The organism is Pseudomonas sp. McL0111 (genome assembly GCF_052567255.1).
The window spans coordinates 4,367,683-4,392,445 of sequence record NZ_CP199585.1; the positions used below are offsets into that span (position 1 = coordinate 4,367,683).

The following is a 24,763-nucleotide window of genomic DNA, read 5'->3' on the forward strand; positions in this document are numbered from 1 at the left end:
AGGGGGTAGTGTGGAGCATATTTTCACGTCACGGCTGGCGCTGTGGGGCTGGCTGCTGGTGACGGCGGGCGCGCAGCCGGCATTGGCCGAAGAGGCCGAAACCGCAGCAGCGCAGCGTCTGGTGGACGTCAACGAATACTTCGTGCGCGGTAACACCGTGCTCGATGCGCGCGCCATTGAAGAGGCGGTGTACCCGTTTCTCGGCCCGCAAAAAGGCATGAACGATATCGAAGGCGCGCGAGACGCCTTGCAGAAGGTCTATCAGGCACGCGGCTATCAATCGGTGTTCGTCGAGTTGCCGGAGCAAGCGGTCGCCGACGGCATCGTCTACCTGCAAGTCAGCGAAACCAAGGTCGGCCGGGTGCGCGTGGTTGGCGCCAAACACTATTCGCCGCTGGACATCCGCGACGAGGTCCCGGCATTGAAGGAAGGCGAGGTGCCGGACTTCGCCAAGGTTCAGGGTGAACTGGCGCAACTGAACAAAACGCCGGGCCGCCAAGTCATGCCGCTGGTTCGCGAAGGTCAACGCCCCGGCACCATGGACGTCGATTTGCAGGTCGAAGACCAGAATCCGTGGACTGCCAGCGTCGGCCTCAACAACGATTACAGCGCCGACACCGAAAAGCTGCGCGCCGTCACCAGCCTTGGCTACAACAACCTTTGGCAGCTCGGTCATAGCGTCAACCTGACCTTCTTTACCGCGCCGCAAGACACCGACAACGCCAAGGTCTGGTCGGGTTCCTACACTGCGCCGCTGACTGATCGCTGGAGCGTGCAGTTCTCCGGTTACCAGTCCGACAGCAACGTCGCGACCATTGGTGGCAGCAATGTGTTGGGCAAGGGCCACTCGTACGGGGTCTCGGCTATTTACACAATTCCGTCAAGCGGCAACTGGTCGAACTCGCTGTCGGCAGGCATCGACTTCAAGGACTTCGACGAACGCCTGACCCTGTCCGGCGAGAGCGACAAAGTCCCGCTCAAGTACGCGCCGTTCACCTTCGCCTACAACGGCTTTCGCTACAGCGAAAAGAGCCAGCTCGGCCTCGGCCTGAGTCTGGTCGCTGCAACGCGCAGCATCTTCGGTTACGGCAGTTCCGACGAAGACTTCGACTACAAACGCTACCGCGCCAACCCGAGTTTCGCCGTGCTCAAGGGCGACACCAATTACACCTGGACCTTCGACAGCGACTGGCAGAGCGCGAGCAAAGCCGCGTTCCAACTGGCGTCCGGGCCACTGGTTTCCAACGAACAGTTTTCTGCCGGCGGCGCGACTTCGGTACGCGGCTATCTGGCAGCCGAACGCACCGGCGATGACGGCGTGCTGCTGAGTCAGGAAGTGCGCACGCCGTCGCTGGCCAAGTACGCCGGCAGCTGGATGCAGGACTGGCGGTTCTACGCCTTTGCCGAAGGCGCGCAACTGTATCTGCGCGACGAACTGCCGGATCAGGACGCCAATTACGCCTTGGCCAGTGTTGGCCTCGGCACCCGCGCCAGCCTGAGCAAATGGCTGTCCGGCAGTCTCGACTGGGGCTACCCGCTACTCGAAGGGCCGAACACCTCGAAGCAGGAATCGCGCCTGCACTTCAACCTTCAAGCCACTTTTTAAAGGAGCACGTACATGCAGCGCCTCTTCCTTTCGTTGTTGATCTGCCTGGGCTTCGTGCTCCCGGCCACGGCTCAGGCCTGGTGGCAGGACGACTGGCATTACCGCAAACAGATCGCCGTCGACACCACGCCACAAGGCGCCGGGATCAATCAACCCCTGGGCCGCACCGCATTGCTGATGCGCCTGCACACTGGCAACTTCACCTTTGATGGTGTGAAAGAGGACGGCGCGGACCTGCGCTTCGTCGCCGCCGATGACAAAACCGTGCTCAACCATCAGATCGAAAGCTTCGATGCGCTGATGGGCATGGCGCTGATCTGGGTCGATGTGCCGAATGTCGAGGGCGGCCAGCGTCAAGACATCTGGATGTATTACGGCAACCAGAAAGCCCCGGCGACCGGCAACGGCCAACTGACGTTCGACCCGAATTACACCGCGCTGTATCACTTCGACGGCGCCACCGGCACTCCGGCCAAAGACACCACCGCCTATGGCAACACCGCGCAAAGTGCGACCGGCGCGGCGATTGAAGGTGTGGTCGGCAAAGCCTTGCAGTTCAGCGGTCAGCCGTTGCTGCTGCCCGCCAGCCCTTCGTTGCAACACAACGCTGGCAGCGCGTTCACCTTCAGTGCCTGGCTACGACTGGATCAGGCCAATGGCGAGCAACTGATTCTGGCCCGCCGCGAAGGCGCCAACAGCTTGCTGGTCGGCGTCAATCAAGGCGTACCGTTCGTGGAAATCGACGGCCAGCGCGCTGTCGCCACCCAACCGTTGAATCCCGGGCAATGGCAGCATCTGGCACTGACCGCCGAAGGCACCAAGGTCACGCTGTATGTCGCCGGTCGCGAAAGCGCCACGTTGGCGGTAGCCATGCCGGCGTTCAACTCGGTCATGGCGATTGGCGCCGACCTGCACGAAAGCCCGTTCCAGCCGTTTGCCGGCGCCATCGACGAACTGCGCCTGTCGAAAGTCGCACGTCCGGCACCGCTGTTGCTGGCCGACGCCACTTCGCAGGGCGCCGAATCGAAACTGGTGGCTTACGGCGTCGATGAGGAACAGTCCGGTTACGGTTTCGGCAGTCTCGGTTTCCTGCTTAACGCAGTGCCGGTGGATGCCTGGGTGATCATCGCGGTGCTGGTGCTGATGATGTTCCAGTCGTGGGTCATCATGCTGCGCAAGAACCGCACGCTCAGTCGTGTCAGCAAGGCCAACGAAGACTTCCGCGTGCAGTTCGCCAAGGTTGGCACACGCCTGGAAATGTTCGCCGACGACACCCAACTCGCTCAGCGTTTGCAGTATTCGCCGCTGTGGCGCCTGTATTCGGTGGCGGTGAAAGAAATCCGCACTCGCCGCGAGCAGGGCGCCGACACCTCTTCGGTTTCCGCCGCGACCATCGAAGCCATCCGCTGCTCGATGGACGGCGTGCGTACCCGGGAAAACCAGCAACTCAGTTCGAAACTCTCGACCCTGTCCAACGCAATCGCGGGTGGCCCGTACATCGGCCTGCTCGGCACCGTGCTGGGGATCATGGTGGTGTTTTTGGGCACCGCGATGGCCGGTGACGTCAACATCAATGCGATCGCCCCGGGCATGGCCGCCGCGTTGCTCGCCACCGCCATGGGCCTGTTCGTCGCGATCCCGGCGCTGTTTGGCTACAACCGCCTGATCACCCGCAACAAGGAAGTCAGCGCCGACATGCGCGTGTTCGTCGACGAGTTCATCACCCGTCTGGCGGAGATGCACGGCGAGAGCCAGTTCAGTGAGTCGTCGCACCAGCGCGGCCACCATGCCAACCACTCCGTACCGGCCTGAGGAGCACTGACATGGCGTCCGTAAATACCTCACACGACGATGACGAAGATGCAGCGGTGGACAGCATCAACATCACGCCACTGGTGGACGTGCTGATGGTGGTGCTGGTGATGTTCATCCTCACTGCCACCGCGCAGGTCTCCGGCATCCAGATCAACCTGCCCAAGGCCAGCGCTTCGGTGTCGTTGTCCGAGGCCAAGACCAAGGCGATTTCGGTCAATGACGGCGGCCAGGTGTTCCTCGATGCCTACCCGGTGACGCTTGCCGAGCTTGAAGAACGCCTGCGCATCGAGAAAGCGCAGAGCCCGGATTTCCCGGTGATCGTGCGCGGTGATGCGACGGTGCAGTACCAGAAAGTGATTGAGGTGCTGGATCTGTTGCGCCGGCTCGAACTGTCTCAAGTCGGTCTGGTGACCGGCAAACCGACGCAGGGCTGACCATGACTGCACAACTTCCAGTCGAGCCATTGCCAGTCAAACAGTCACCGCTGCGCTTTGTGAAGTGGGGCGCCGGATTGCTGATCGGCGCGCTCGCGGCCTGGTTTCTGTGGCAGTGGGCCAACGACATGAGCGGCGTGCGCCGTGAAGCGCCGAAGGTGCCGACGATCATTCCGTTGCCGCCACCGCCACCTCCGCCGCCGGAAAAACCGCCAGAGCCGGAAACCCCGGTCGAAGAAAAAATCGTCGAACCGGAACCAACGCCTGAGCCGCAAGAGGTCAAGCCTGAAGAAGAAGCGCCGCCATCCCCGGCGGACGACCTGGCCAACCCGATGCAAATGGACGGCGACGCCCAGAGCGGCAACGACGCTTTCAACATCGGCGCGGGCAAGGGCGGCGGCATGGCCGGTGCCGGAGGCGGGCGCTTGGGTACCGGCACTTACAGCCAGTTTCTTGCGTTCACCTTCCAGCGCTTGCTGCGGGAGAACCCCGAGCTGCGCAACCTGGCGTTTTCGCTACAGGCCGATGTGTGGCTGAGCAGTGTCGGCGAGATCACCCGTGTCGAGTTGATCAAGTCCAGCGGCAATCCCGAGATCGATACCCAGGTGCTGGCCGCGTTGCGCGCTGCGCCGCATTTAAGCGAACGGCCTCCGGCCTCCATGACTTTGCCTGTGCGCCTGTCCCTGCAAGGGCGGCGTCCGGGTTAACCGAATTTTTCAGATTTTGCCAAAAGGAGTTGTGTGCAGATGATTTCCAACGTGAATCGATTGTCCCTGGCGGTCGGCATGGTCATCGCGACCTTGGTCGGTCAGGCCGCGGCAGCGCCTGCGCCCTCGGAGAACGCCACGATCAATCTGATCCGCTTGCTGGTCGAGCAGGGCATTTTGAAACAGGACAAGGCCGACGCGCTGATCGCTCAGGCGCAGAACGAAGCGGCCCAAGCCAAACAGGCCGCCGCGTCTACCGCCGTCGCGGCCGGGCCGGTCACGGCGCCGGGGGATGTGCGCGTGCAGTACGTGCCGACAGCAGTTCGCGACCAGATTCGCGATCAAGTCAAAGCCGAAGTCATGGCCACCGCCAAGCAGGAAAACTGGGCAGCGCCCAACACCTTTCCGGACTGGATTTCGCGCATCAGCTTCGACGGCGACATTCGCCTGCGTGACGAATCGCGTTACTACTCGGACAGCAACAGCAACGAGATCGTCGACTTCGCCAAGCTCAACAACAATGGCCCGTACGACGTTAACCCCAACAGCAGCACCAGCCTGCCGCCGTTGCTCAACACCCGCGAAGACCGCACCAATCTGTTCCGCCTGCGCGCTCGCCTGGGCATGAAAGCGGAAATCGCGCCTGAATGGACCGCCGGCATTCGCATCGGCACCGGTTCCGACAACAACCCGGTGTCGACCACGCAGAACCTCGGTGGCGGCTTCGCCAAGAAAGACATCTGGCTCGATCAGGGTTATCTGAACTGGAAACCGACGGATGAGCTGACCTTGACCGGTGGCCGCTTCGCCAACCCGTTCATGTCCACCGACATGCTCTATTCCAACGACCTGAACTTCGACGGTGTGGCGGCGATTTTCGACCACAAACTCAACCGTGATTGGGGCGTGTTCGGTACGGTCGGCGCATTCCCGGTGGATTACACCAACGACACTGCCAGCAGCAACGGCTTCGACAAAGAAGAAAGCGACAACAAGTGGCTGTACGGAGCGCAGATCGGCGCCAAGTGGGCGATCAACAGCAACAACCGCTTGAAGGGTGCATTGGCCTATTACCGTTTCGACGACATTCAGGGCCAGCGCTCCAGCCCTTGCGAGCCGTGGGCCGGAGCACCGGGTTGCGACAGCGATGGCTCGCGCGTGGCATTCATGCAGAAGGGCAACAGCGTGTTCCTGCTGCGCGACATCACGCCGAACCCGCTCAACCCGACGACCACGCCGCAGCCGCAATTCGTCGGCCTCGCCTCGGAATTCAATCTGCTGGACCTGAACCTGGTGTGGGACGCCGATCTGCCGGAAGACTTCAAGCTGCGCAGTCAGGGTAACTACATCCACAACCTGGGTTACGACGAAGGCGACATGCGCAAACGCTCCGAGGGCCAGCTCGTCAACAACCTCGACAGCAACGGCAATATCGAAAGCGGCGCCAACGCGTGGATGGTCCAGTTCACGCTCGGCAACGCGCTGGAACTCAAGCGCAAGGGCGACTGGAATATGTTCGCCGGCTACAAATACATCCAGCCGGATGCCTTGCCGGACGGCTTCAACGACTCCTCGTTCCACCTCGGCGGCACCAACGCCAAGGGCTATTTCCTCGGCGGCAATTACGGTCTGGCGAAGAACGTTTACGCGACCGGTCGCTGGATGAGCACCGAAGCGGTGTACGGTGCGCCATTCGACATCGATGTCTTGCAGCTTGAGATCAACACGCGCTTCTAAGGCGCCGGGAGAGGCTTATGAAAACGCGTTTTGTCTTGCTGGGACTCGGGATGTTGATCGCCACCGGGGCGAGCGCAGAAGGCATGGAAGAGCGCCTGCGCACCCAGCTGCGCAGCACCACGCAACAGTTGCAGGCCCTGCAAAGTCAGCAGGCTCAGGCCAGCGCCGCGCAACTGGCGGCGCAGAACGAGGCCAAGGCTGCGCAGGCGCAAATCAAGCAATTGACCACCGAACTGGCCAGGGTCAAAGGTACCGCCGAGCAACTGGCCGGTCAGCAGCAAAGCCTGCACAGCCAGGCTCAGGCGCAAGTCGCGGCCAGCAACGAGCAGACCGGCAAGTTCAAAAAGGCCTATGACGAGCTGTTGGTGATGGCCCGTGCCAAAGAGGCAGAACGGTCTAAGCTTCAGGCGCAATTGGCTGAACGTGACACACAAGTGCAGCAATGTTCAGTCAAGAATCAGCAGATGTACGGCGTCGCCAAAGAGATTCTCACCGCCTACGAAAACATCGATGTGGCCGAGGTGATGAAAATCCGCCAGCCCTTCGCGGGCAGCGCCCGGGTCAAGTTCGACGAACTGGCCCAGGGTTTTGGCGACGACCTCTACAAGACCCAATTTGATGCGCCACAAGCGGCGCTCGCACACTGATGAACAAGGAAGAAGTCATGACTCAATTGATCAGCCACGTTTCCCCGCAATCCCTGACCGAAGTCCTGCAAGCGGCCGGTTATCGCGTCAATCAGACCGAGCAGAACGGCATCGTGCAGTTGCTCAGTGCCAGTCAGGGCATTGGTTACGCCGTGCGTTTCGGCAATCCGGCGGTGGAGCAGGGCAGCTACGTTGATTTCACGTTCAGTTGCGCGCTGCGGGTGCAGGGCGAGTTGCCTGAAGGTGTCGCCGAGCGCTGGAATGCTTCGCGACGTTTCGCGCGTCTGTCGTTGCAGGGCGAGTTTCTGGTGATGGAAATGGATGTGGTGGTTGCGGCCGGTGTCAGCAATGACCACCTGCGCGGCAACCTCGAATTGTGGGATCGCCTGTTGCAGGAATTCATCGTCTATCTGCGCGACTTCGCCCAGAACGGCGCGGCGGCACAAACGGCCAAAGTCGCCGTGACCGAGCAAGAGGAAGTCGCGCTGTGAAAAAGCCTGCCATGGTGATCAGCGCTGCTGCTGTAGCGCTGTTGGTGGTGGCCGTGGCGCTGGTGGTGCGACCGGGTAATGACCCGGTCGCCGCCCAGCAATCGTCGTCGGTGGCGACGATTGCTACGGGGCCTGCGGTGGCGCGGTTGGGTAATCAGCAGGTTTCGCCTGAGGAGTTGCAGGCATTGCTGGCGACGGTGCCGGAGCAGACCCGCGAGCAACTGCGCGGTAATCGTGAGGCACTGGAGCGCTGGATTCGTGCACGTCTGGCGGAGAAAGCGGTGCTCGAGCAGGCCGACGCGCAAGGTTGGGCGCAGCGCCCGGAGGTGCTGCGTCAAACCCGTGCGGCGACCGAGCAGATAGTCTTCCGTGATTATTTGCAGTCGGTCAGTCAGGTGCCAGTGGACTATCCGAGTGCGGCCGATTTGCAGCAGGCGTATGACGCCGGTAAAGCCAACTGGGTGACGCCGGCACTGTATCGGGTCAGCCAGATTTTCTTGGCGGTGCCGGATGCACAAAGTCTGGAAGCCGTGCGCAAACAAGCGACCGAGCTGAGCAAAAAAGCGCAGGCGGCGCCGGGGGAGTTTGCCGCATTGGCGACCCAGTATTCGCAGGATCGCATGACCGCCGAGCGTGGCGGCGATAGCGGTCTGCAACCGTTGCAGCAATTGGTGCCGCAAGTGCGTGGCGCGGTGGCGCGGCTGAAGGTCGGCGCGGTTTCGGAGCCTCTGCAAAGTCCTGCCGGGTTTCATGTGATCAAACTGACCGAGCAACAACCGGCGCGTACGGCGACCCTCGATGAATTGCGCGATCAGTTGACGCAAGCCTTGCGTGCCCAGCGTCAGGAACAGATTGCCCAGGCGTATCTGGACGGCATGCTCACTACCGCAACGCTGAGCATTGACGGTGCCGAGCTGAACAAGGCCCTCGAGATCAATAAATAACCCTGTGGGAGCTGGCTTGCCAGCGATAGCGGAGTGTCAGGCAACAGATAGGTTGAAAGTGACTGCCTCATCGCTGGCAAGCCAACTCTCACAGGTTTTGCATTGGGTTCAGAAGATTTTCAAAGTGCTGGAAGCCACCAAACAACAAAGATCGACAGGGAGTCATCGATGTCATTCACCGAACCCGCAGGACGACCGGGCAATCCCGATTACCGCTGGCCGCAAGACAAGCCCGAACCCTGGCTGGCGCAGGCCGTCGCACTCGACGATGAGGTGGCGCAATATTTTCTGGTCAGTGCCCGTTGTGGCTGTTTCATGCAGGCCGCGCGCAGCCTCAATGTGCGTTCGACCTTGCTGCGCAAACAACTGGCGCTGCTGGAGCAACAGCTGGAGCATGCGCTGTTCAGCTTTCAGGGCAGCGCCTTGAGCCTGACCCGCGAAGGCCAGCAATTGCAGGCAAAACTGGTCGCGCTGGCGCATGAACGCAAACTGCCGGTGGTCGAACAGCCGCTGATTCGCTTGGCGGTCGCCGAATCGATCCTGCACGACATCCTCGGTCGCGACCTGATCGCGCTGTTGCGCCGCAACGCCAGCGTGCGCCTGGAAATCATCGCCCTCGACAGTGAACTGGCGCTGCAAAGCATCAGCGCCGACGTCGTACTGTGGCTGGCTCACGGTGAAACTCCCAGTCCCGGCCCGGCGTTTGCCACCAGCCAACCGCAGCGTCTGGCGCGTCTGGATTATCTGCCACACATCGCCAAACGCTATTCCCGCGTCACTGCACGCCCTGACACCCCTGACGACCTCGCCGACTTCATGCTGGTGCAATGGCAACACGACCGGCAGATCGACAGCTTTCGCCCATGGAACAACCTCGTCGAACAACGCCTGGCCGGGGTGGTGCAGATGCAGTCCTACGAGCTGATGCTGGAGATGATCCGTTGCAGCGCCTGCATCGGTTTGCTGCCGGCATACATGAGTCGCTATGACCGTGGATTGGTGGCGTTGCCGGGTTTGTTCGATGAGCCGATGCAGCTACAGGCCTGGCTGGCGGTGAATACCGATTCGCAGGACATCGCCGAAGTGCAGACCCTGACCGAACTCATCCACCGCACCTTCAACGAACGCCAGGAATGGTTTCAGACCTGACCCGTTCTTCCCTGTGGGAGCTAGCCTGCTAGCGATGACGATGCCTTGTCCGACATCATTTGCGTCTGATAAACCGCAATCGCCAGCAGGCTGGCTCCCACATTTGATACTCGCCAGACGCATGGACAGCGGTTTAGAGTGGTCGGCCACATTACGATCACGGACGAATCGCCATGCCTGACCACGACCCCGCCATTCATCTCGAACGCTTCAGTGAATCCCATATTGAAGGCGTTGCCGCACTCTACAACGACCCGGCCGTGACCCGGCAGGTGTTGCAGATGCCGTTTCAGTCGACTGAAGTCTGGCGGCAAAGAGTGATGGCCGACAATGAGCGTGCGCTGAAACTGGTTGCGCTGCATCAGGGCGTAGTCATTGGCCAGCTGGGTCTGGAGGCGTATTCGCGGGTTCGCCGTAGCCATGCGGGCAGTCTCGGCATGGGCGTCGCGGTGGCTTGGCAGGGCAAAGGTGTGGGTTCGAAGCTGTTGGCGGCGGCGCTGGATGTCGCCGATAACTGGATGAATCTGCACCGCGTCGAACTCAGCGTGTACGCCGATAACGAGGCGGCCATCGGTCTCTATCGCAAGTTCGGTTTCGAGACCGAAGGCCTGTTCCGCGACTACGCGGTGCGTGACGGGCAATGGGTGGACACCTTGAGCATGGCCCGTCTGCGCAACCGCTCCAAAGCCTGATTCAGTCGCCCAGAGCGAACGCCACCGCAGCCTGCGCATGCAGCTCGGTGGTGTCGAGCAGGGGCAGGGCGCTGTGCTCGGGTTTGACCAGCATGCCGATTTCCGTACAGCCAAGAATCACCGCCTGCGCGCCACGTGCGGTCAGGGATTCGATCACTCGTTGATAGATCTGCCGCGATTCTTCGCTGATCACCCCGACACACAGTTCGTCATAGATGATCCGGTGCACCTCCTTGCGCTCAGCATCATTCGGTACCAGCACCGTCAGGCCCTGAGCGATCAGGCGCTCCTTGAGAAAATCCTGCTCCATGGTGAATGCGGTGCCCAGCAGGCCGACCGTGAGTGCATCAATTGCCAACGCAGCTTGCGCGGCAGGTTCGGCAATGTGCAAAAACGGAATGCTGATCGCCGCCTGAATCTGCACGGCGACTTTATGCATGGTGTTGGTACACAGCACTACACATTCGGCGCCACCGGCCTCAAGTCTGCGCGCGGCGTCCACCAGAATTGCCGCTGCATCGTCCCAGCGCCCGGCGTGCTGGGCCTGTTCGACCGGGCCGAAATCGACGCTGTACATCAAGATTTGCGCCGAGCGCAGCGGCCCGAGGCGGTCGCGCACTTGTTGGTTGATCAGGCGATAGTATTCGGCGCTGGACTCCCAGCTCATGCCGCCGATAAGGCCGATGGTACGCATGCGGTGCTCCTGTAGTTGTCGCGGGCTTTGTCCGGAGTATCGCGTGGCTTCTCCGTTCGATCTATCAATAAATCCGCCCGTGACCCAGGTCAGTACCGTTCGCGCTTTTAGTCGTACGCCCGGGGCCGGCATCTGCCATGCTCGATGTCCGCAGTACCTTCAGGGAATATCGCTATGGACGACGTACAACAGCTGGGCGAGATGCTTCGTCACTACGCCGAGAGTGAAGCGCACAAGAAGCAATTGTTCGAAACCCAGTCGCAGGCGTGGGCGACCCGGATTACCGCGCTGTTCGCCGATATTCAGCAATGGCTGGAACCGGTGCAGGCACCGAATCTGTTGGAGGTCAGCCGTGAAGCGTACGTTGCGTTCGGGCCGAGCGCGCCGGTTGAAACCTCGACCTTCAAGACCGAAAAACTGAGCATTGTGATCGCCGGAAAACCGGTGGAGTTCGTGCCGGATGTGATGGGCAATGCCGGGCAGATTTCCCTGGCGGTGATGGGCCTGACGGCGGCGCGTTATGGCAGCATTTCGCTGGTCGGGCTACCGGGCGGAGAGTGGCAATGGCGCAAAACCAATGGCCTGAAAGATCCTGATACGTTTGTGTTTGATGCGAACTTCCTGGCGCAGCAGTTGCAAAGCCTGATCCCCCGAGATCGCGCCTGACCTGAACGCGGTCCCTTGGTAGGAGCTGCGGCACGCTGCGATCTTTTGACGTTGTTTTTAAAGACAAGATCAAAAGATCGTCCGATCGCGGCCCGAGCGTGCCGCAGCTCCTGCAAGGGGAGTGTGGGGTTTTACATATCGAGGTTGATCCAGCCTCGTTTGGCTTGCTCCGGTGCAACTGCTTTCACAGTCTTACCCGTCGCCAACTCCACCCGCCGCGCAACCTCCGGATCATCGGCAAACGGCACCATGCTTGCGTCATCCAGACTTTGCGATGTCTCATGCCGCAGGCAGTACTCGACTGCCAGCCACAGAAACACCACGCCCAACACATTCAAGAAAATATCGAACACGAGCGGCTCCCTGCCTCAGGCGATTTGCGCTTCACGGCTGGCCATTGCCACGTCCGCAACCCGCACCGTGCGCCAGACGTTGTAAGCCATCAACAACATGCCTGTGAGGAAGAACACCCCCCCGGCAAAGCGCACGATGAACCCCGGATGACTGGCCTGCAGCGCCTCGACGAACGAATACGTCAGCGTGCCGTCCTCGTTGATCGCCCGCCACATCAGGCCCTGGGTGATGCCGTTGACCCACATCGAAGCGATATATAGGACGGTGCCGATAGTTGCCAGCCAAAAGTGCAGGTTGATCAGCGGCGTGCTGTACATCTGCTCACGCCCAAACACCTTGGGCACCATGTGATAGGTCGCGCCAAACGTGATCATCGCAACCCAGCCAAGAGCGCCGGCATGTACGTGGCCGATGGTCCAGTCGGTGTAGTGGGAGAGGGCGTTGACGGTTTTGATCGCCATCATCGGGCCTTCGAACGTCGACATCCCGTAGAACGCCAGCGATAGCACGAGGAAGCGCAAAATCGGGTCGGTGCGCAACTTATGCCAGGCCCCGGACAAGGTCATCATGCCGTTGATCATCCCGCCCCAGCTTGGCGCCAGCAGGATCAGCGACATCGCCATACCCAGTGATTGCGCCCAGTCCGGTAGCGCGGTGTAGTGCAGGTGATGCGGGCCGGCCCAGATGTACAGGGTGATCAGCGCCCAGAAGTGCACGATCGACAACCGATACGAGTACACCGGGCGATTGACCTGTTTCGGCACGAAGTAATACATCATCCCGAGGAACCCGGTGGTCAGGAAGAAACCCACCGCGTTGTGCCCGTACCACCACTGCACCATGGCATCGGTAGCCCCGGCGTACACCGGATAGGACTTGAACCAGTCCACCGGGATCGACAGGTGATTGACCACATGCAACATGGCGATCACCACGATGAACGCGCCAAAAAACCAGTTGCCGACGTAGATGTGTTTGGTCTTGCGCTGCACCACGGTGGTGAAGAACACCACGGCGTACGCGATCCAGACCACGGCCATCCACACCGCGCCGGAGAATTCGATCTCGGCGTATTCCTTGGTGGTGGTGTAGCCCATCGGCAAGGTGATCAGCATGATCACGATCACCGATTGCCAGCCCCAGAAAGTGAATGCGGCGAGGGTGTCCGAGTACAGCCGCACCTGGCAGGTGCGCTGCACCGCGTAGTAGCTGGCGGCGAATTGCGCACTGCCGGCGAAACCGAAAATCACCAGGCTGGTGTGCAGCGGGCGCAAACGGCCGAACGTGGTCCATGGCAGGTCGAGGTTCATCTCCGGCCACACCAGTTGCGAGGCGATCAAAACCCCCATCGCCATGCCCACGACACCCCAGAAAATCGTCGCGATAACGAATTGGCGGACGACCTTGTAGTTATAAGCCTGTCCGATTGTTGCTGTACTCATGGTCAGTTCATCCACGGTTGCAAAGTCTTGCCAGGCCACCCGGTCTGGCATGGGTTGCACTGTAGGAACCCCACCGAAAACAAAACAGGCTCAGGAATATTTCATTTATGCGGATCAGATTTATCTGCTGCCTGCGGCCATCTGCCGCGCCCTGATACGGTTTTTAACGTTTCAGGTGAATCTGTAACGTGCTGCGCCGTTGTCGCATAGTCACAAAATCCTGTGGGAGCGAGCAAGCTCGCTCCCACAGTTTTGAATTTGCGCTCAACTGATGAGGTAGCCGCTGCATGTACCAGTACGACGATTACGACCGGGCCTTGGTCTTCGAGCGCGTTGCGCAGTTTCGCGATCAGGTCGAGCGTTTCATGGCCGGGGAATTGAGCGAAGAAGAGTTTTTGCCGCTACGTCTGCAAAACGGCCTGTACATGCAAAAACATGCGTACATGCTGCGCGTCGCGATCCCTTACGGCACGCTGAGCGCCGAGCAGATGCGCACGCTGGCGAGCATTGCCAGCGACTACGACCGCGGTTATGGACACTTCACCACCCGGCAGAACATGCAATTCAACTGGATCGAACTGGCCCAGGTGCCGGACATCCTCGAACGTCTGGCGCAGGTCAACATGCATGCGATCCAGACCTCCGGCAACTGCGTGCGCAACATCACCACCGAAGCCTTTGCCGGAGTCGCGGCGGACGAAATGATCGACCCACGCCCGTTGGCGGAGATCCTGCGGCAATGGTCAACGATCAACCCGGAATTCCTGTTCCTGCCGCGTAAATTCAAGATCGCCATTTGCTCGGCGAAGCAGGACCGTGCGGCGATCATGATGCATGACATCGGCCTGTATCTTTATCCGGGACGCGATGGGCAAATGCTCCTGCGGGTGATCGTTGGCGGTGGTCTGGGGCGTACGCCGATCCTCGGTTTGCAGATCCGCGAAGGCTTGCCGTGGCAGCATTTGCTGTCCTACGTCGAGGCAGTGCTGCGCGTGTATAACCGGCATGGCCGGCGCGACAACAAGTACAAGGCGCGGATCAAGATTCTGGTCAAGGCGCTGGGCATGGAAGCGTTTGCCAAGGAAGTCGAAGAGGAATGGCAGCACCTCAAGGACGGCCCGGCGCAATTGACCGAGGCCGAATACCAACGGGTCGCCAGCGCGTTTGTGCCGCCGATCTATCACACCCTGGCCGACACTGATCTGGACTTCGGCACACGTCTGGCCGAGAGCCCGGCCTTCGCTCGCTGGGTTGCGCGCAATGTTCAGCCGCACAAGAAACCGGGTTACACCAGCGTGGTGCTGTCGACCAAACCGGGGTTGGCCTCACCGCCGGGCGATGTCACAGGCTTGCAAATGATGGCGGTTGCGGAGTGGTCGGAGCGCTTCGGTTTTGGCGAGATTCGCATCGCCCACGAGCAAAACATCGTGCTGCCGGATGTGCCCAAGTCCGATCTGTATGCGCTGTGGGAAGAGGCGAGCGAGCGAGGGCTGGGTTGCGCCAACGTCGGCCTGCTGACCGATATCATCGCCTGCCCGGGCGGCGATTTCTGCGCGTTGGCCAACGCCAAGTCGATCCCGATTGCCCAAGCGATTCAGGCACGTTTCGACAACCTCGACTACTTGCATGACCTGGGCGATATCAGTCTGAACATCTCCGGTTGCATGAACGCCTGCGGTCATCACCACATCGGTAATATCGGCATTCTCGGCGTCGATAAGAACGGCAGCGAGTGGTATCAGATCACCCTCGGTGGCTCGCAGGGCAAGAACAGCGCGCTGGGCAAAGTCATCGGCCCGTCGTTCAGTGCAGCCGAGGTTCCGCAGGTGATCGAACGCATCATCGGCACCTTCGTGCGTTATCGCGAGAGTGAGGAGTTGTTTGTCGATACGTTGACGCGCATTGGTCTGGAGCCGTTCAAGGAACGGGTTTATCCGAAAGTGCTGGAGGCCTCGGCATGAATAATCTGCTGCGGCTGGAAGAGGGAGTCGCGCGCATCGTGGCGGATGATCCATGGACCCTGCTGCGCGAGCCTGAGCCGTCAAGACCGGCAGGCATGCTGATTTTGCCGCTGGCGCACTGGCTGGAATCGCCTTCGACTGATGCGGTATGGCTGGGGCCGGACGATGAGGTTGAAAGTCTGGTGCCGTGGCTGACATCGTTGCCGCTGATTGCTTTGGATTTCCCGAGTTTTCGCGATGGTCGCGCTTACAGTCAGGCTTATCTGCTGCGCAGCCGATTCGGTTGGGCAGGGGAGTTACGGGCGATTGGCGATGTCTTGCGCGATCAGCTCAGCCATATGCGCCAGTGCGGTTTTGACAGCTTTGCGGTGCGTGAGGACAAGTCCGCCGAGGACGCACTCAAGGGCCTGGCAGGGATGAGCGTGTTGTATGGCCGCTCAGTCATCGAGCCTCGCCCGCTGTTCCGTCGACGCTGAGCCCCCTCATCACAAAAGATCCCATGACATGCAAGGGAAACCCCTAGACCCAAGCCCATTCGGGGATTTTTCCTTGGGTCACTGATGGCCTTTTGGTAAAGTCGCCGACGCCAGCGGGTTTTCGGCTGGACGACGGAGCGAAGAAGGGAGTCTGGTCAGTGAGTGTGGGTAAAAAAATCTTGGGTCTCACCGCGTTGCTATTGATGGTGGCGCTGTGGGCCAGTTACTTCTATGTGTTCAAGGAAAACCGCGACGGTCAGCTCGGCGGTGCCGGCGAAAGCACGGCCTGGTGCGGTACGCCGCCGTCCAGCGAAGCGGCGTTGCTGGGCAAGGATCAACTGACCCTGCGCGTCACCAACAACCTGCGCGGCGAGTTCATGCTCAGCGGTTCGCTGCTGGTGTCTGAACGGACTTTCAACCGCTACGACCTTGGTCGCAACGAGTTGCGCCTGCGTCTGGAACCCTTGCAGTGGTCGTACGGCGTGACGCCGATCTTCCTTGAGCAAGTGAAGGTCCAGCCACTGAGCCGCAACCTCGCATCGCCGAACAAAAGCGCCTATGCCGAACTTGAGCCACGGCCCATTGGGGTTCAGGGTCAGGTTGCCGAGTTTCCGTTCGACACCTACCGCTACGGTTACAAACCGGTGCTGTATTACCTCAAGGGCAGCGAGCGCATCGATCTGCGCTTCAAGAACATCACCACGCTGATGGAGATGTCCAACACCTTCACGCCGATCCAGAAGTACAACCGCGTCGACTACATCAACGAGAAAAACTCGATGATCCGCGACGAAGACTACAAAGCCTACGGCCCCCACGAATGCGCATTCAGCGTCGAGCGCAAAGGCTCGTTCAAGGTCGTGGTGCTGTTGTTTCTGCTGGTGATTTGCCTGCCGTTGCTGCTGGTGTTTTACCGTGACGAGCCAGGGATCGATTTTTTGGCGACGCTGGTGGCGATTGCCGTGGCGCGGGTGCTGCTGGTCGGGCCGGTGCAGGACTTCCAGCTGTACAACATCGACTTCCTGTTCGGTGCGGCGATCTTGCTTGTGGGATCGGTGTCGCTGATCAAGGCGATGCGTGCGAACAGTCGGCGAGAGATGGCGTTGAAGACCGGGGCGACGTCTTCCTGGTGAGTTGATCCAGATATTACGTTGGCGTCACTGACGTCTTCGCGGGCAAGCCCGCTCCCACAAGGTCACTGATGAACCTGTGGGAGCGGGCTTGCCCGCGAAGGGGTCTTTGAATTGTTACCCCGGATTATTTCAGCGCCGGATCACCCATGTTCATCGTCTTCCAGCCCTGCAACAGCACCTGCGCCTTGGGCTCCTGATTGTTTTCCAGGTAATACTGGATCAGCGACAGCCGCGCATTGCGGTTCGCCGGTTGCACTTTCAGCAAGCGCTCCAGCTCTTCGCACGCCTCAGCCACCTTGCCACTTTCATGCAGCGCCACGGCGTACACATAACCGTATTGCGCGTTCTGTGGTTCCAGTTGTGCGGCTTTGCGCAGCGGCACCATCGCCTCGGCCGACTTGCTTGCACGAATCAGCGACAGGCCTCGGGTGTGCTGCAACAGCGCCGCATCCGGGTGTGCTTTGAGGTTGTCGTCCAGCAGCGTCTGCGCTTCCTGGCCACGCCCGTTGGCCTCCAGCCATTGCACCAGCGTCACCAGCGCCGGATAGAAGTCCGGATCGCGTTTGAGCGCCGTGCGCAGCAAAGGCTCAACCTCGGAACTGCGACCACTGGCCTGATAGAGCATCGCCAGATTCAGATTGGCCTCGGCACGCTCCGCCAGACTTTTCTGCACATCCTCATACTCGGCGATGGCCGCGTCCCAATTGGCTTGCGCTGCGCCCATGCCATTGCGCGCCACACTCAGCAGATCGCGGGCGGCAACGATGCGCACGGCTTTTACCGGATCACCCAGCAGCGGCGTCAACAGCGGCGCTCGCTCTGGTGGCGGAAGGAACGCGCTGATCGCCCGCACTGCGCTTTCGCGAACCTGCGGTTCCGGATTTTTCAGGTCTTGAGTCGCCAGTTTCAGCGCCTGTTCACTCGGGTACAGCGGCAGTTCCGCCAGCAACGTTGCCCGCTGAATCGCCGGCAAATTACTGCGCTGCAACTGCTCATATAGCGCGTTTGCCGCGCCGGGCTGGCCGTTGCGGATCAGCCACAGACTCTCGTCATAACGCGGCGCCTGGGGCTCGGTCGAGGCACCCCACAGCTTGAACTGCGCAGTGACCTTGTCGCCGGCCTTGCCTTGATGGCAGGTCAGGCAGGCGTCCGGTGTGCCGAGTTTCTGCGCACGTTCCGGGTTGGGGATGCTGAAACTGTGGTCATGGCGGAAGTCATTGCCCATGTAGAACTTGCCGGGCATGTGGCAATCCACGCATTGCGAACCGGGCTGGCCCATGGTGTGGCGGGTGTGCTCGATGGAGTCGTAGTTCTTCGCTTGCAGGCCTTTGCCATCGACGCCTTCGACCGAAGTCTTTCCGGCGGTGTTGTGGCATTGCAGGCACACCGCATTGCCCGGTGCTTTCAGTTCGGTACTGTGCGGGTTGTGGCAGTTGCTGCAACGCACGCCCTTGTCGAACATCTTGCTTTGCAGGAACGAGCCGTGTTCGAACACCTCATCTTTGATCTTGCCGTCCAGCGCATACAGTTCGCGGGTGAGGGTGCTCGGCAGGTAGTCATCCATCAGCCGTTTCCCGACGGTGTAACCATCGCCCAGCGGCGCGCGGCGTGCATGGCAACGAGCGCAAGTCTCGATTTCGACGGTGGCGTTCTTGTCCTTGAGGTCGACGGCGAAACCGGCATGGATCAAATCGGTTTTCTTCGCCGTCCATTCCAGGTGATTCGACGCCGGACCATGACAGGCCTGGCAACCGACGCCGAGGCTGTTCCAGTGGCTGGCGAAGTTGTTGGTCTGCGCATCGAAGTTGCGCTTGAAACCGGTAGTGTGGCACTCGACGCACATGAAGTTGGCGTTCTGACTCGGCTTGCTCCAATGCAGCGGATTCTTGAAGTTCACGCCCTGGCCAGGATAGAGGTGAAACCAGCGATGCTTCTCGGTATCCCACGCTACGCCGAGCGCCTGCAAGCGACCGTCGCCGACCTCGATCAGGTATTGCTGCAATGGAGCGATGCCAAAGGTGTAAGCGACTTTGAAGTCAGCATTCTTGCCGTCGATCCCCGGGGTGTTGACCCAGAAATCGTCGCCCTTGCGCGAGAAACGCGTGGTCTCGTTTTCTGCCTTGAAAGTGATGTTATTGAAGTCGCCGAGCATGGTTTCGGCGTTCGCCCCCTGCATCGCCAACTGGTGATGCGAGCCTTGCCAGTCCTTGACCTGCTCGCTGTGGCAGCCCTGGCATTGCTGTTCATCAACCATCGTCGCAGGTTTGTTTGCGACCACTGGAAGTGAAGGTTTTGCTGTCGGTGCGGCAGGCGAACTCACGGGCGCAGTTTTTACCGGTGCGGTTGTCGGGGCAGGGCTGAACAGAAACCAGCCGATGCCCGCCACGGCTGCCAGCAGCAGGCCGATAGTGACAGGAAAAAAGTAGCGTGAAATTGCAGATTTAGACGAATCAGGGTCGGTTTGTACTGCTTTATTTTTATGCTTGGGCATTGCGACTTCCGTGGTCCATGTGCATTTGCCGTGAGGCGTGCGTTCAAGCTCGGTGCAGCTTTGCCGGATGGCCGGCGTCTGTCAAATGGCGGCTGTGATCAACCGCTCAGCCTTGTGTGAATCTTGTATGTATTGATCGCAATTCCCGGCTTATTGGCTATAACTGTAACTCCTCCCCAAGCAAAACGTTTTTGGCCTTCTGACAGGAGTTACCGCATGAAGCTTGCACTAATGATGAGCACCCTTTGCATTGCCACGCTTGGCGTTGCGGGATGTTCCAGTAAAGTCGTGGAGCCTGACCAGTACTCCGGTTTTCTCAAGGACTACAGTCAACTCAAGCAAGCCAAATCGCCATCGGGTGCAGAGGTCATGCGCTGGGTCGATCCGAAGATTGATGTCAGCAAATTCACCAGCGTTTACGTCGAACCGACCCAGCTCTATCCCAAACCACAACCGACTGTGAAAATCCCTCAGCAAACCCTGAATGGCATCACCGGCTATTACGATCAGGCGCTCAAGCGTGAAATCAGTAAATCGCTACCGCTGGCCACCGGCCCTGGTCCGGGCGTGATCGTGGTGCGTGCGGCAATCACCGCTGTCAGCAGCAAGACCGAAGGCCTCAAACCTTACGAAGTGATCCCGATTGCACTGGTCGCCGCAGCGGTCAGCACCGCCAGCGGTATCCGCGATCAGGAAACCGATCTTTCCACTGAAGCGGTGTTCCTCGACGGCGGCACCAACAAAGTGGTTGCTCAGGTCGTGCGCAAAGGCACCGGCAAACCGCTGGAAAACGACACCCAAGTGATGAAGGCCGATGACGTCAAAGCCGTGATCGATGGCTGGGCTTCGGATATGCATCAGTCGTATCTGAAACTCAAATCCAAGTAATGCGTTGAGGCTAATGGCCTTATCGCCAGCAGGCTGGCTCCCACAGGTGAAATGTGGCGTACACAAATTCAATGTGGGAGCTAGCCTGCTAGCGATGGCGGTGTATCAAGCACCCCATCACTGCCCGACAAACCAACGGAAATACGGGTTCGCCCGATCCCCCTGCATCACCTCGCGAATATCCCGCGCCCACGCATCTCGATCACCGTCATAGGCATGCAGGCTTGCCCGATAAAACTGCATCAGGCGTTGACGGTTCGCCTCCATCCGCTCATTGAGTCCAGCGTCGGCATTTACCAGCGGCGGTGCCTTGTACAAATCCAGCAACGCCGGCAACACGCGGCTGATCTCCTTGGCTCGCACCCACGGCGCATACTCGATTCGCGGCTGGTCATCGGTCACGGCGGGCGCATTGGCAGCGAAGGTTTCGAGACCATCGCGGTCAGTCACCCACGTAGACAGCAACGCCGCCGCCGAGCCGATCCCGACATCCTGCAAAGTGCTGCGCACACTGTCCTGCTGGAAGCGCTCGGTGATTTTCGCCGCATCCAGTGCGATAGGCTGCATCGAACCCACAAGCAGCATCTCGTGGAATTCGCTGGTCCAGAGGTTGGCGTAAGGGAAGACATCAAGGAAGCTGCGCACCAGCGAACGCGAGTCATCAATGTTCTGCGTTGGCAGTGGCAGCCACTGTGCGACCAGACCGTTTTGCTGGAGACGGCTGGCGGCCAACTGGTAGAAGTCTCGCGAGTACAGATTGACCACGCCGGCAGCGGAGGGCGGTGGTGGTTCGAGGGTGATCAAGTCGTAGGTTTGCGGACTGCGCAGCAACTCCTGACGACCGTCACGCAGACGCACATCCACACCCGGATCGCTGGCCGCATTGAAGTTGCCCTTGAACAACGGCGCGGCTTTGACCACCGACGGCAGCAACTCGGCAACCACTCGATGTTCCAGCCCCGGATAACGCAGCAACGCCCCGGCGGTGATGCCGGTGCCGAAGCCGATCACCAGCGCCGAACGCGGCTCGCCGTTGTGAATCAATAGCGGCAGCAGCGCCTGAATGCGCATGTAGCGCAGCGACGGCATGGCATCACCAGTATTCGAAACGCCCTGAATGTACAGGCGATGAAAGAGGTTCTGGCCTTTGCCCTGCGCAACCACCGCCACCGTACCGCCGCGACCTTCTTCATAGAACGCCAATGTGCCGTTGCGCGCACCGGGCAACAGGCTGGCAAACTTGTCGGCCGGTGTCAGGGCTGCCAGTGCGACAGACAAGAAACCGAGCGCAACCACGACCTGGCGTCGGCCTTTCTTGACGTGATGACCCTTGCGCACGGCGAAGTAGCCGATGCCAGCGGCAATAATCGCCAACAGGCCCAGAGTGCGGACCAACCCGAGCAGCGGGATCAGCAGAAAACCGCAGAGCATCACGCCGATGATCCCGCCCAGCGTATTGAACGCCACGACCGCACCGACATCGCGGCCGATCCGCTCATGGCCGACACTCAGGCGCAAGGCCAACGGAAACGCCGCACCCAGCAACAAGGTCGGGACAAACACGATGCTCAACGCTGCCACAGCGAAACGCGCGCTCATGCCGGCGAGTTCACTGGCGCCCATCGCCAGCAACCAGGTTTCTGCCTGACTTTGTGCGAGCACCAGCCAGCGGCCGAGGACGGCGACTTCCAGCAGAGCTATCAAACCGGCGCCGGCGATCAGCAAACCGAACACGCCCCAAGGATCGCGAATCCTGTCTACGCGCCGCGCGAGCAGGGCGCTGCCGATGAACAGCCCGGTCAGGTAGGTCGCCAGCACCACGGCAAATGCGTAGGTGCGCGTGCTCATGAACTGCACGATCGATTGCGACCAGACCACTTCGTAGCCGAGGGCCACGCCACCGGCAATTGAGTACAACCACAGCGCCGTGCGATCCGGAGCCTTTTCGCTGTGATGTTTGACCGGGGCTGCAACCGGTGTCGGATGCTGACGCTGCAACCACAACGCCCCGGCAGCGCCCAACAGGTTGAGCATCGCCGCAGCCAATGCACTGCCGCGCACACCGAGGCTGGCGATCAACACGAAAGCGGCGAGCAACGTGCCGATAATCGCGCCGAGCGTATTCGCGGCATACAGCTGACCACCGGCCTTGCCCGGATCAGCCGCCAGCGAGCGCACCAGCACCGGCAGGGTGCCGCCCATCAATACCGCAGGAATGCCAACCAGAAGAAACGGCAGCAGCCAGGCGAGCAGGCCGACGTGATCCTGCAACCAGGCGAAAGGACTCGCCGCCAGGCTCATGGCAAACGTCGCACCGACACCCAGCACAGCCACCAGCACTTCCAGCCCGGCGTAGAGCAACACCGGTTGCTGCAGGCGATCAGCCCACCGTCCGAACAGCCAGCCACCCAGCGCCAGGCCCGCAAAAAACGCGCTGATGCCGGTGGTGATCGCATACACCTCAACGCCGACCACCAGTGACAACTGCTTGATCCACAGCACCTGATACACCAAAGCCGCAGCGCCGGAGATACACAGCAGCAGTGCAGGGATCAGCAACGCCGGGCTGGCGGCTTGTTGGACGGGTATGGCCGACGACTTGCTGGCGACTCGTGTGGACATGCGGATTGCCTTGGTTCAATTCAAAATAAAGACTGCAACTGTGCCGGCCCAATCGCTAGCAGGCTAGCTCCCACAGTGGACTTGTGAACCCCAAAAAATCCCCTGTGGGAGCTAGCCTGCTAGCGATTGGGCCAACACGGTCCCAAGTAAAAATAAAGGCCGCCCGCCAATTAAGGCGGGCGGCGGTCCAGCGGTCTTACTGTGCAGCCGGTGCAGCTTTCATTTTTTCAGCGATTTTCGCGTCAACCGCAGCACGGATCTGGTCGATGCTGAAGCTTGCCGGTTTCTGGCTTGGCGGATATTCGATGAAGGTCTGCAGGAACGCTGCAGATTTTTGTACCGCTTGAGCGGCGAGGTAGACGTTCTTGGTTTGCCAATCGTAATACTGATCGGAAACCACGTCGGCGCGTTCGTACGGGTCCATTCTCAGGTTGAGAATTTTCGGTACGCGCAGGCAGACGAACGGTTCGCTCCAGACCCGGAAACCGCCCGGTTCGCGCTGTTCGCAGAACACCACTTTCCAGTTATCGAAACGCATCGACACCAGCACGCCGTCGTCGTTGAAGTAGTAAAACTCCTTGCGCTCGCCTTTAGGCTGTTGGCCGGTCAGGTACGGGAGTTGGTTGAACCCGTCCAGATGCACCTTGAAGTTGGTGCCTCCGGAAGTCGGCGCCCAGCCTTTGAGCAACTTGCCTTTGACGTCGGCATCACCTGCCGCTGCCAGCAAGGTCGGGAACCAGTCCATGCCCGAGAACAGCTCGTTGGACACTTCGCCAGCCTTGATCTTGCCCGGCCAGCGGACGATTGCCGGCACGCGATAAGCGCCTTCCCAGTTGGAGTTCTTCTCGTTACGGAACGGCGTGGTCGCCGCGTCCGGCCAGGAGAACTGGTTCGGGCCGTTGTCGGTGGTGTAGACGACAATGGTGTTATCGGTGATTTTCAGGTCATCGAGGGTCTTGAGCAGTTTGCCGACGTCACCGTCGTGCTCAAGCATGCCGTCGGCGTATTCGTTGCCGGGCATGCCGCTCTGGCCCTTCATCGAATCGCGTACGTGGGTGAACACGTGCATGCGCGTGGTGTTCATCCAGACGAAGAACGGTTTGTCCGCCTTGGCCTGCTTCTCGATGAACGCCTGTGCAGCGGCAGTGGTTTCGTCGTCGATGGTTTCCATGCGCTTGGTGGTCAACGCGCCGGTATCTTCGATCTTGCCGTCAGCGAAGCTGTGGATCACGCCGCGCGGGGTGTTGGCCTTGACGAATTCAGCATCGTCTTTTGGCCAGTACGGACGCTCTGGCTCCTCTTCGGCGTTGAGGTGATACAGGTTGCCGAAGAACTCGTCGAAACCGTGGTTGGTCGGCAGGTATTCATCCTTGTCGCCCAAGTGGTTCTTGCCGAATTGACCGGTTGCATAGCCCTGGCTTTTGAGGGCCTGGGCGATGGTGATGTCACGCTTTTGCAGGCCGACCGGAGCGCCGGGGATACCGACCTTCGACAGCCCGGTGCGCAACGGCGTCTGGCCGGTGATGAACGAGGAGCGTCCGGCAGTGCAGCTGTTCTCCGCATAGTAGTCGGTGAACATCATGCCTTCCTTGGCAATCCGGTCGATGTTCGGCGTTTTATAGCCGACCACACCCATCGAATAGGCACTGATGTTGGTCTGGCCGATGTCGTCTCCGAAGATCACCAGAATGTTGGGTTTTTCGGCAGCTGTGGCGGTTGCCGACAGTGCCATTACCGAGGTCGCCACGAGAGCGAGTTTCGGTAGCCACTTGCGTATGCGAGTCATCTGACTTGCTCCTTTTGCGCGGGGGTGT

The 24,763-nt window shown here is 60.3% G+C and carries 21 protein-coding genes; 15 read left to right on the top strand and 6 right to left on the bottom strand.

The window, feature by feature from the left end; all coding sequences use genetic code 11:
* Positions 1 to 10 precede the first annotated feature (10 nt).
* The 10 genes from ACTWLJ_RS19985 (at position 11) to ACTWLJ_RS20030 (ending at position 10,222) form a co-directional block, all read left to right on the top strand.
* Positions 11 to 1,606, top strand: a complete 1,596-nt coding sequence (locus ACTWLJ_RS19985) for a ShlB/FhaC/HecB family hemolysin secretion/activation protein (RefSeq protein ID WP_445178136.1) — start codon at positions 11 to 13, stop codon at positions 1,604 to 1,606.
* Between the two features lie 12 nt (positions 1,607 to 1,618).
* A complete protein-coding gene (locus ACTWLJ_RS19990; RefSeq protein WP_445178137.1) occupies positions 1,619 to 3,418 on the top strand; it encodes a DUF2341 domain-containing protein in 1,800 nt (599 codons plus the stop codon).
* Positions 3,419 to 3,429: 11 nt separating this feature from the next.
* Positions 3,430 to 3,855, top strand: coding sequence for an ExbD/TolR family protein (locus ACTWLJ_RS19995; protein WP_445178138.1), 426 nt, complete (start codon positions 3,430 to 3,432; stop codon positions 3,853 to 3,855).
* A gap of 2 nt (positions 3,856 to 3,857) precedes the next feature.
* Positions 3,858 to 4,562, top strand: a complete 705-nt coding sequence (locus tag ACTWLJ_RS20000) for an energy transducer TonB family protein (protein ID WP_445178139.1) — start codon at positions 3,858 to 3,860, stop codon at positions 4,560 to 4,562.
* Positions 4,563 to 4,601: 39 nt separating this feature from the next.
* Positions 4,602 to 6,299 carry a putative porin gene (locus ACTWLJ_RS20005; RefSeq protein ID WP_445178140.1) on the top strand — a complete coding sequence of 566 codons (1,698 nt, stop codon included), beginning with the start codon at positions 4,602 to 4,604 and terminating at the stop codon, positions 6,297 to 6,299.
* 17 nt (positions 6,300 to 6,316) lie between these two features.
* Positions 6,317 to 6,946, top strand: coding sequence for a DNA repair protein (locus ACTWLJ_RS20010; protein ID WP_445178141.1), 630 nt, complete (start codon positions 6,317 to 6,319; stop codon positions 6,944 to 6,946).
* A gap of 17 nt (positions 6,947 to 6,963) precedes the next feature.
* On the top strand, positions 6,964 to 7,437 hold the full coding sequence (locus ACTWLJ_RS20015) for a YbjN domain-containing protein (protein ID WP_201226102.1): 474 nt from the start codon (positions 6,964 to 6,966) through the stop codon (positions 7,435 to 7,437).
* Entirely contained in the window at positions 7,434 to 8,381 is a 948-nt protein-coding gene (locus ACTWLJ_RS20020) for a peptidylprolyl isomerase (RefSeq protein ID WP_445178142.1), read from the top strand. The genes ACTWLJ_RS20015 and ACTWLJ_RS20020 overlap by 4 nt, the downstream gene beginning before the upstream one ends.
* Before the next feature lie 168 nt (positions 8,382 to 8,549).
* Entirely contained in the window at positions 8,550 to 9,530 is a 981-nt protein-coding gene (locus tag ACTWLJ_RS20025; RefSeq protein ID WP_445178143.1) for a LysR substrate-binding domain-containing protein, read from the top strand.
* Between the two features lie 173 nt (positions 9,531 to 9,703).
* Positions 9,704 to 10,222, top strand: coding sequence for a GNAT family N-acetyltransferase (locus ACTWLJ_RS20030; protein WP_445178144.1), 519 nt, complete (start codon positions 9,704 to 9,706; stop codon positions 10,220 to 10,222).
* 1 nt (position 10,223) lies between these two features.
* On the opposite strand, the gene ACTWLJ_RS20035 is transcribed toward ACTWLJ_RS20030, so the two are convergent.
* Positions 10,224 to 10,916, bottom strand: a complete 693-nt coding sequence (locus ACTWLJ_RS20035) for an aspartate/glutamate racemase family protein (RefSeq protein WP_445178145.1) — start codon at positions 10,914 to 10,916, stop codon at positions 10,224 to 10,226.
* Between the two features lie 174 nt (positions 10,917 to 11,090).
* Here ACTWLJ_RS20035 and ACTWLJ_RS20040 point away from each other — a divergent pair, with 174 nt between their 5' ends.
* Positions 11,091 to 11,582, top strand: a complete 492-nt coding sequence (locus tag ACTWLJ_RS20040; protein WP_401211135.1) for a hypothetical protein — start codon at positions 11,091 to 11,093, stop codon at positions 11,580 to 11,582.
* 131 nt (positions 11,583 to 11,713) lie between these two features.
* On the opposite strand, the gene ACTWLJ_RS20045 is transcribed toward ACTWLJ_RS20040, so the two are convergent.
* The gene (locus tag ACTWLJ_RS20045; RefSeq protein ID WP_401211138.1) at positions 11,714 to 11,935 is read right to left on the bottom strand and encodes a cbb3-type cytochrome c oxidase subunit 3; all 222 of its coding nucleotides are present in this window, start codon (positions 11,933 to 11,935) and stop codon (positions 11,714 to 11,716) included.
* Between the two features lie 15 nt (positions 11,936 to 11,950).
* Positions 11,951 to 13,378 (bottom strand): cytochrome-c oxidase, cbb3-type subunit I, encoded by a 1,428-nt coding sequence (ccoN, locus tag ACTWLJ_RS20050; RefSeq protein ID WP_445178146.1) that lies wholly within the window; start codon positions 13,376 to 13,378, stop codon positions 11,951 to 11,953.
* Between the two features lie 287 nt (positions 13,379 to 13,665).
* On the opposite strand from ccoN, the gene ACTWLJ_RS20055 reads away from it, so the two are divergent.
* The 3 genes from ACTWLJ_RS20055 to ACTWLJ_RS20065 all read left to right on the top strand — a co-directional run bounded on the left by ACTWLJ_RS20055 (position 13,666) and on the right by ACTWLJ_RS20065 (position 16,948).
* On the top strand, positions 13,666 to 15,339 hold the full coding sequence (locus ACTWLJ_RS20055; RefSeq protein WP_445178147.1) for a nitrite/sulfite reductase: 1,674 nt from the start codon (positions 13,666 to 13,668) through the stop codon (positions 15,337 to 15,339).
* Positions 15,336 to 15,815 carry a DUF934 domain-containing protein gene (locus ACTWLJ_RS20060; RefSeq protein ID WP_445178148.1) on the top strand — a complete coding sequence of 160 codons (480 nt, stop codon included), beginning with the start codon at positions 15,336 to 15,338 and terminating at the stop codon, positions 15,813 to 15,815. The genes ACTWLJ_RS20055 and ACTWLJ_RS20060 overlap by 4 nt, the downstream gene beginning before the upstream one ends.
* Positions 15,816 to 15,973: 158 nt before the next feature.
* Entirely contained in the window at positions 15,974 to 16,948 is a 975-nt protein-coding gene (locus ACTWLJ_RS20065) for a hypothetical protein (RefSeq protein WP_401211148.1), read from the top strand.
* A gap of 124 nt (positions 16,949 to 17,072) precedes the next feature.
* Here the strand turns inward: ACTWLJ_RS20065 and ACTWLJ_RS20070 are convergent, their stop codons facing one another.
* Complete coding sequence (locus tag ACTWLJ_RS20070; RefSeq protein WP_445178149.1) at positions 17,073 to 19,439, bottom strand: tetratricopeptide repeat protein; 2,367 nt, start codon at positions 19,437 to 19,439, stop codon at positions 17,073 to 17,075.
* A gap of 216 nt (positions 19,440 to 19,655) precedes the next feature.
* Between ACTWLJ_RS20070 and ACTWLJ_RS20075 the strand changes: the two genes are divergently transcribed.
* Positions 19,656 to 20,327, top strand: coding sequence for a DUF3313 domain-containing protein (locus ACTWLJ_RS20075; RefSeq protein WP_401211152.1), 672 nt, complete (start codon positions 19,656 to 19,658; stop codon positions 20,325 to 20,327).
* Positions 20,328 to 20,444: 117 nt separating this feature from the next.
* Here ACTWLJ_RS20075 and ACTWLJ_RS20080 read toward each other — a convergent pair whose 3' ends face one another.
* Entirely contained in the window at positions 20,445 to 22,949 is a 2,505-nt protein-coding gene (locus ACTWLJ_RS20080; RefSeq protein WP_445178150.1) for a fused MFS/spermidine synthase, read from the bottom strand.
* Positions 22,950 to 23,145: 196 nt separating this feature from the next.
* Positions 23,146 to 24,735, bottom strand: coding sequence for an arylsulfatase (locus tag ACTWLJ_RS20085; RefSeq protein WP_445178151.1), 1,590 nt, complete (start codon positions 24,733 to 24,735; stop codon positions 23,146 to 23,148).
* Between the last annotated feature and the right edge of the window lie 28 nt (positions 24,736 to 24,763).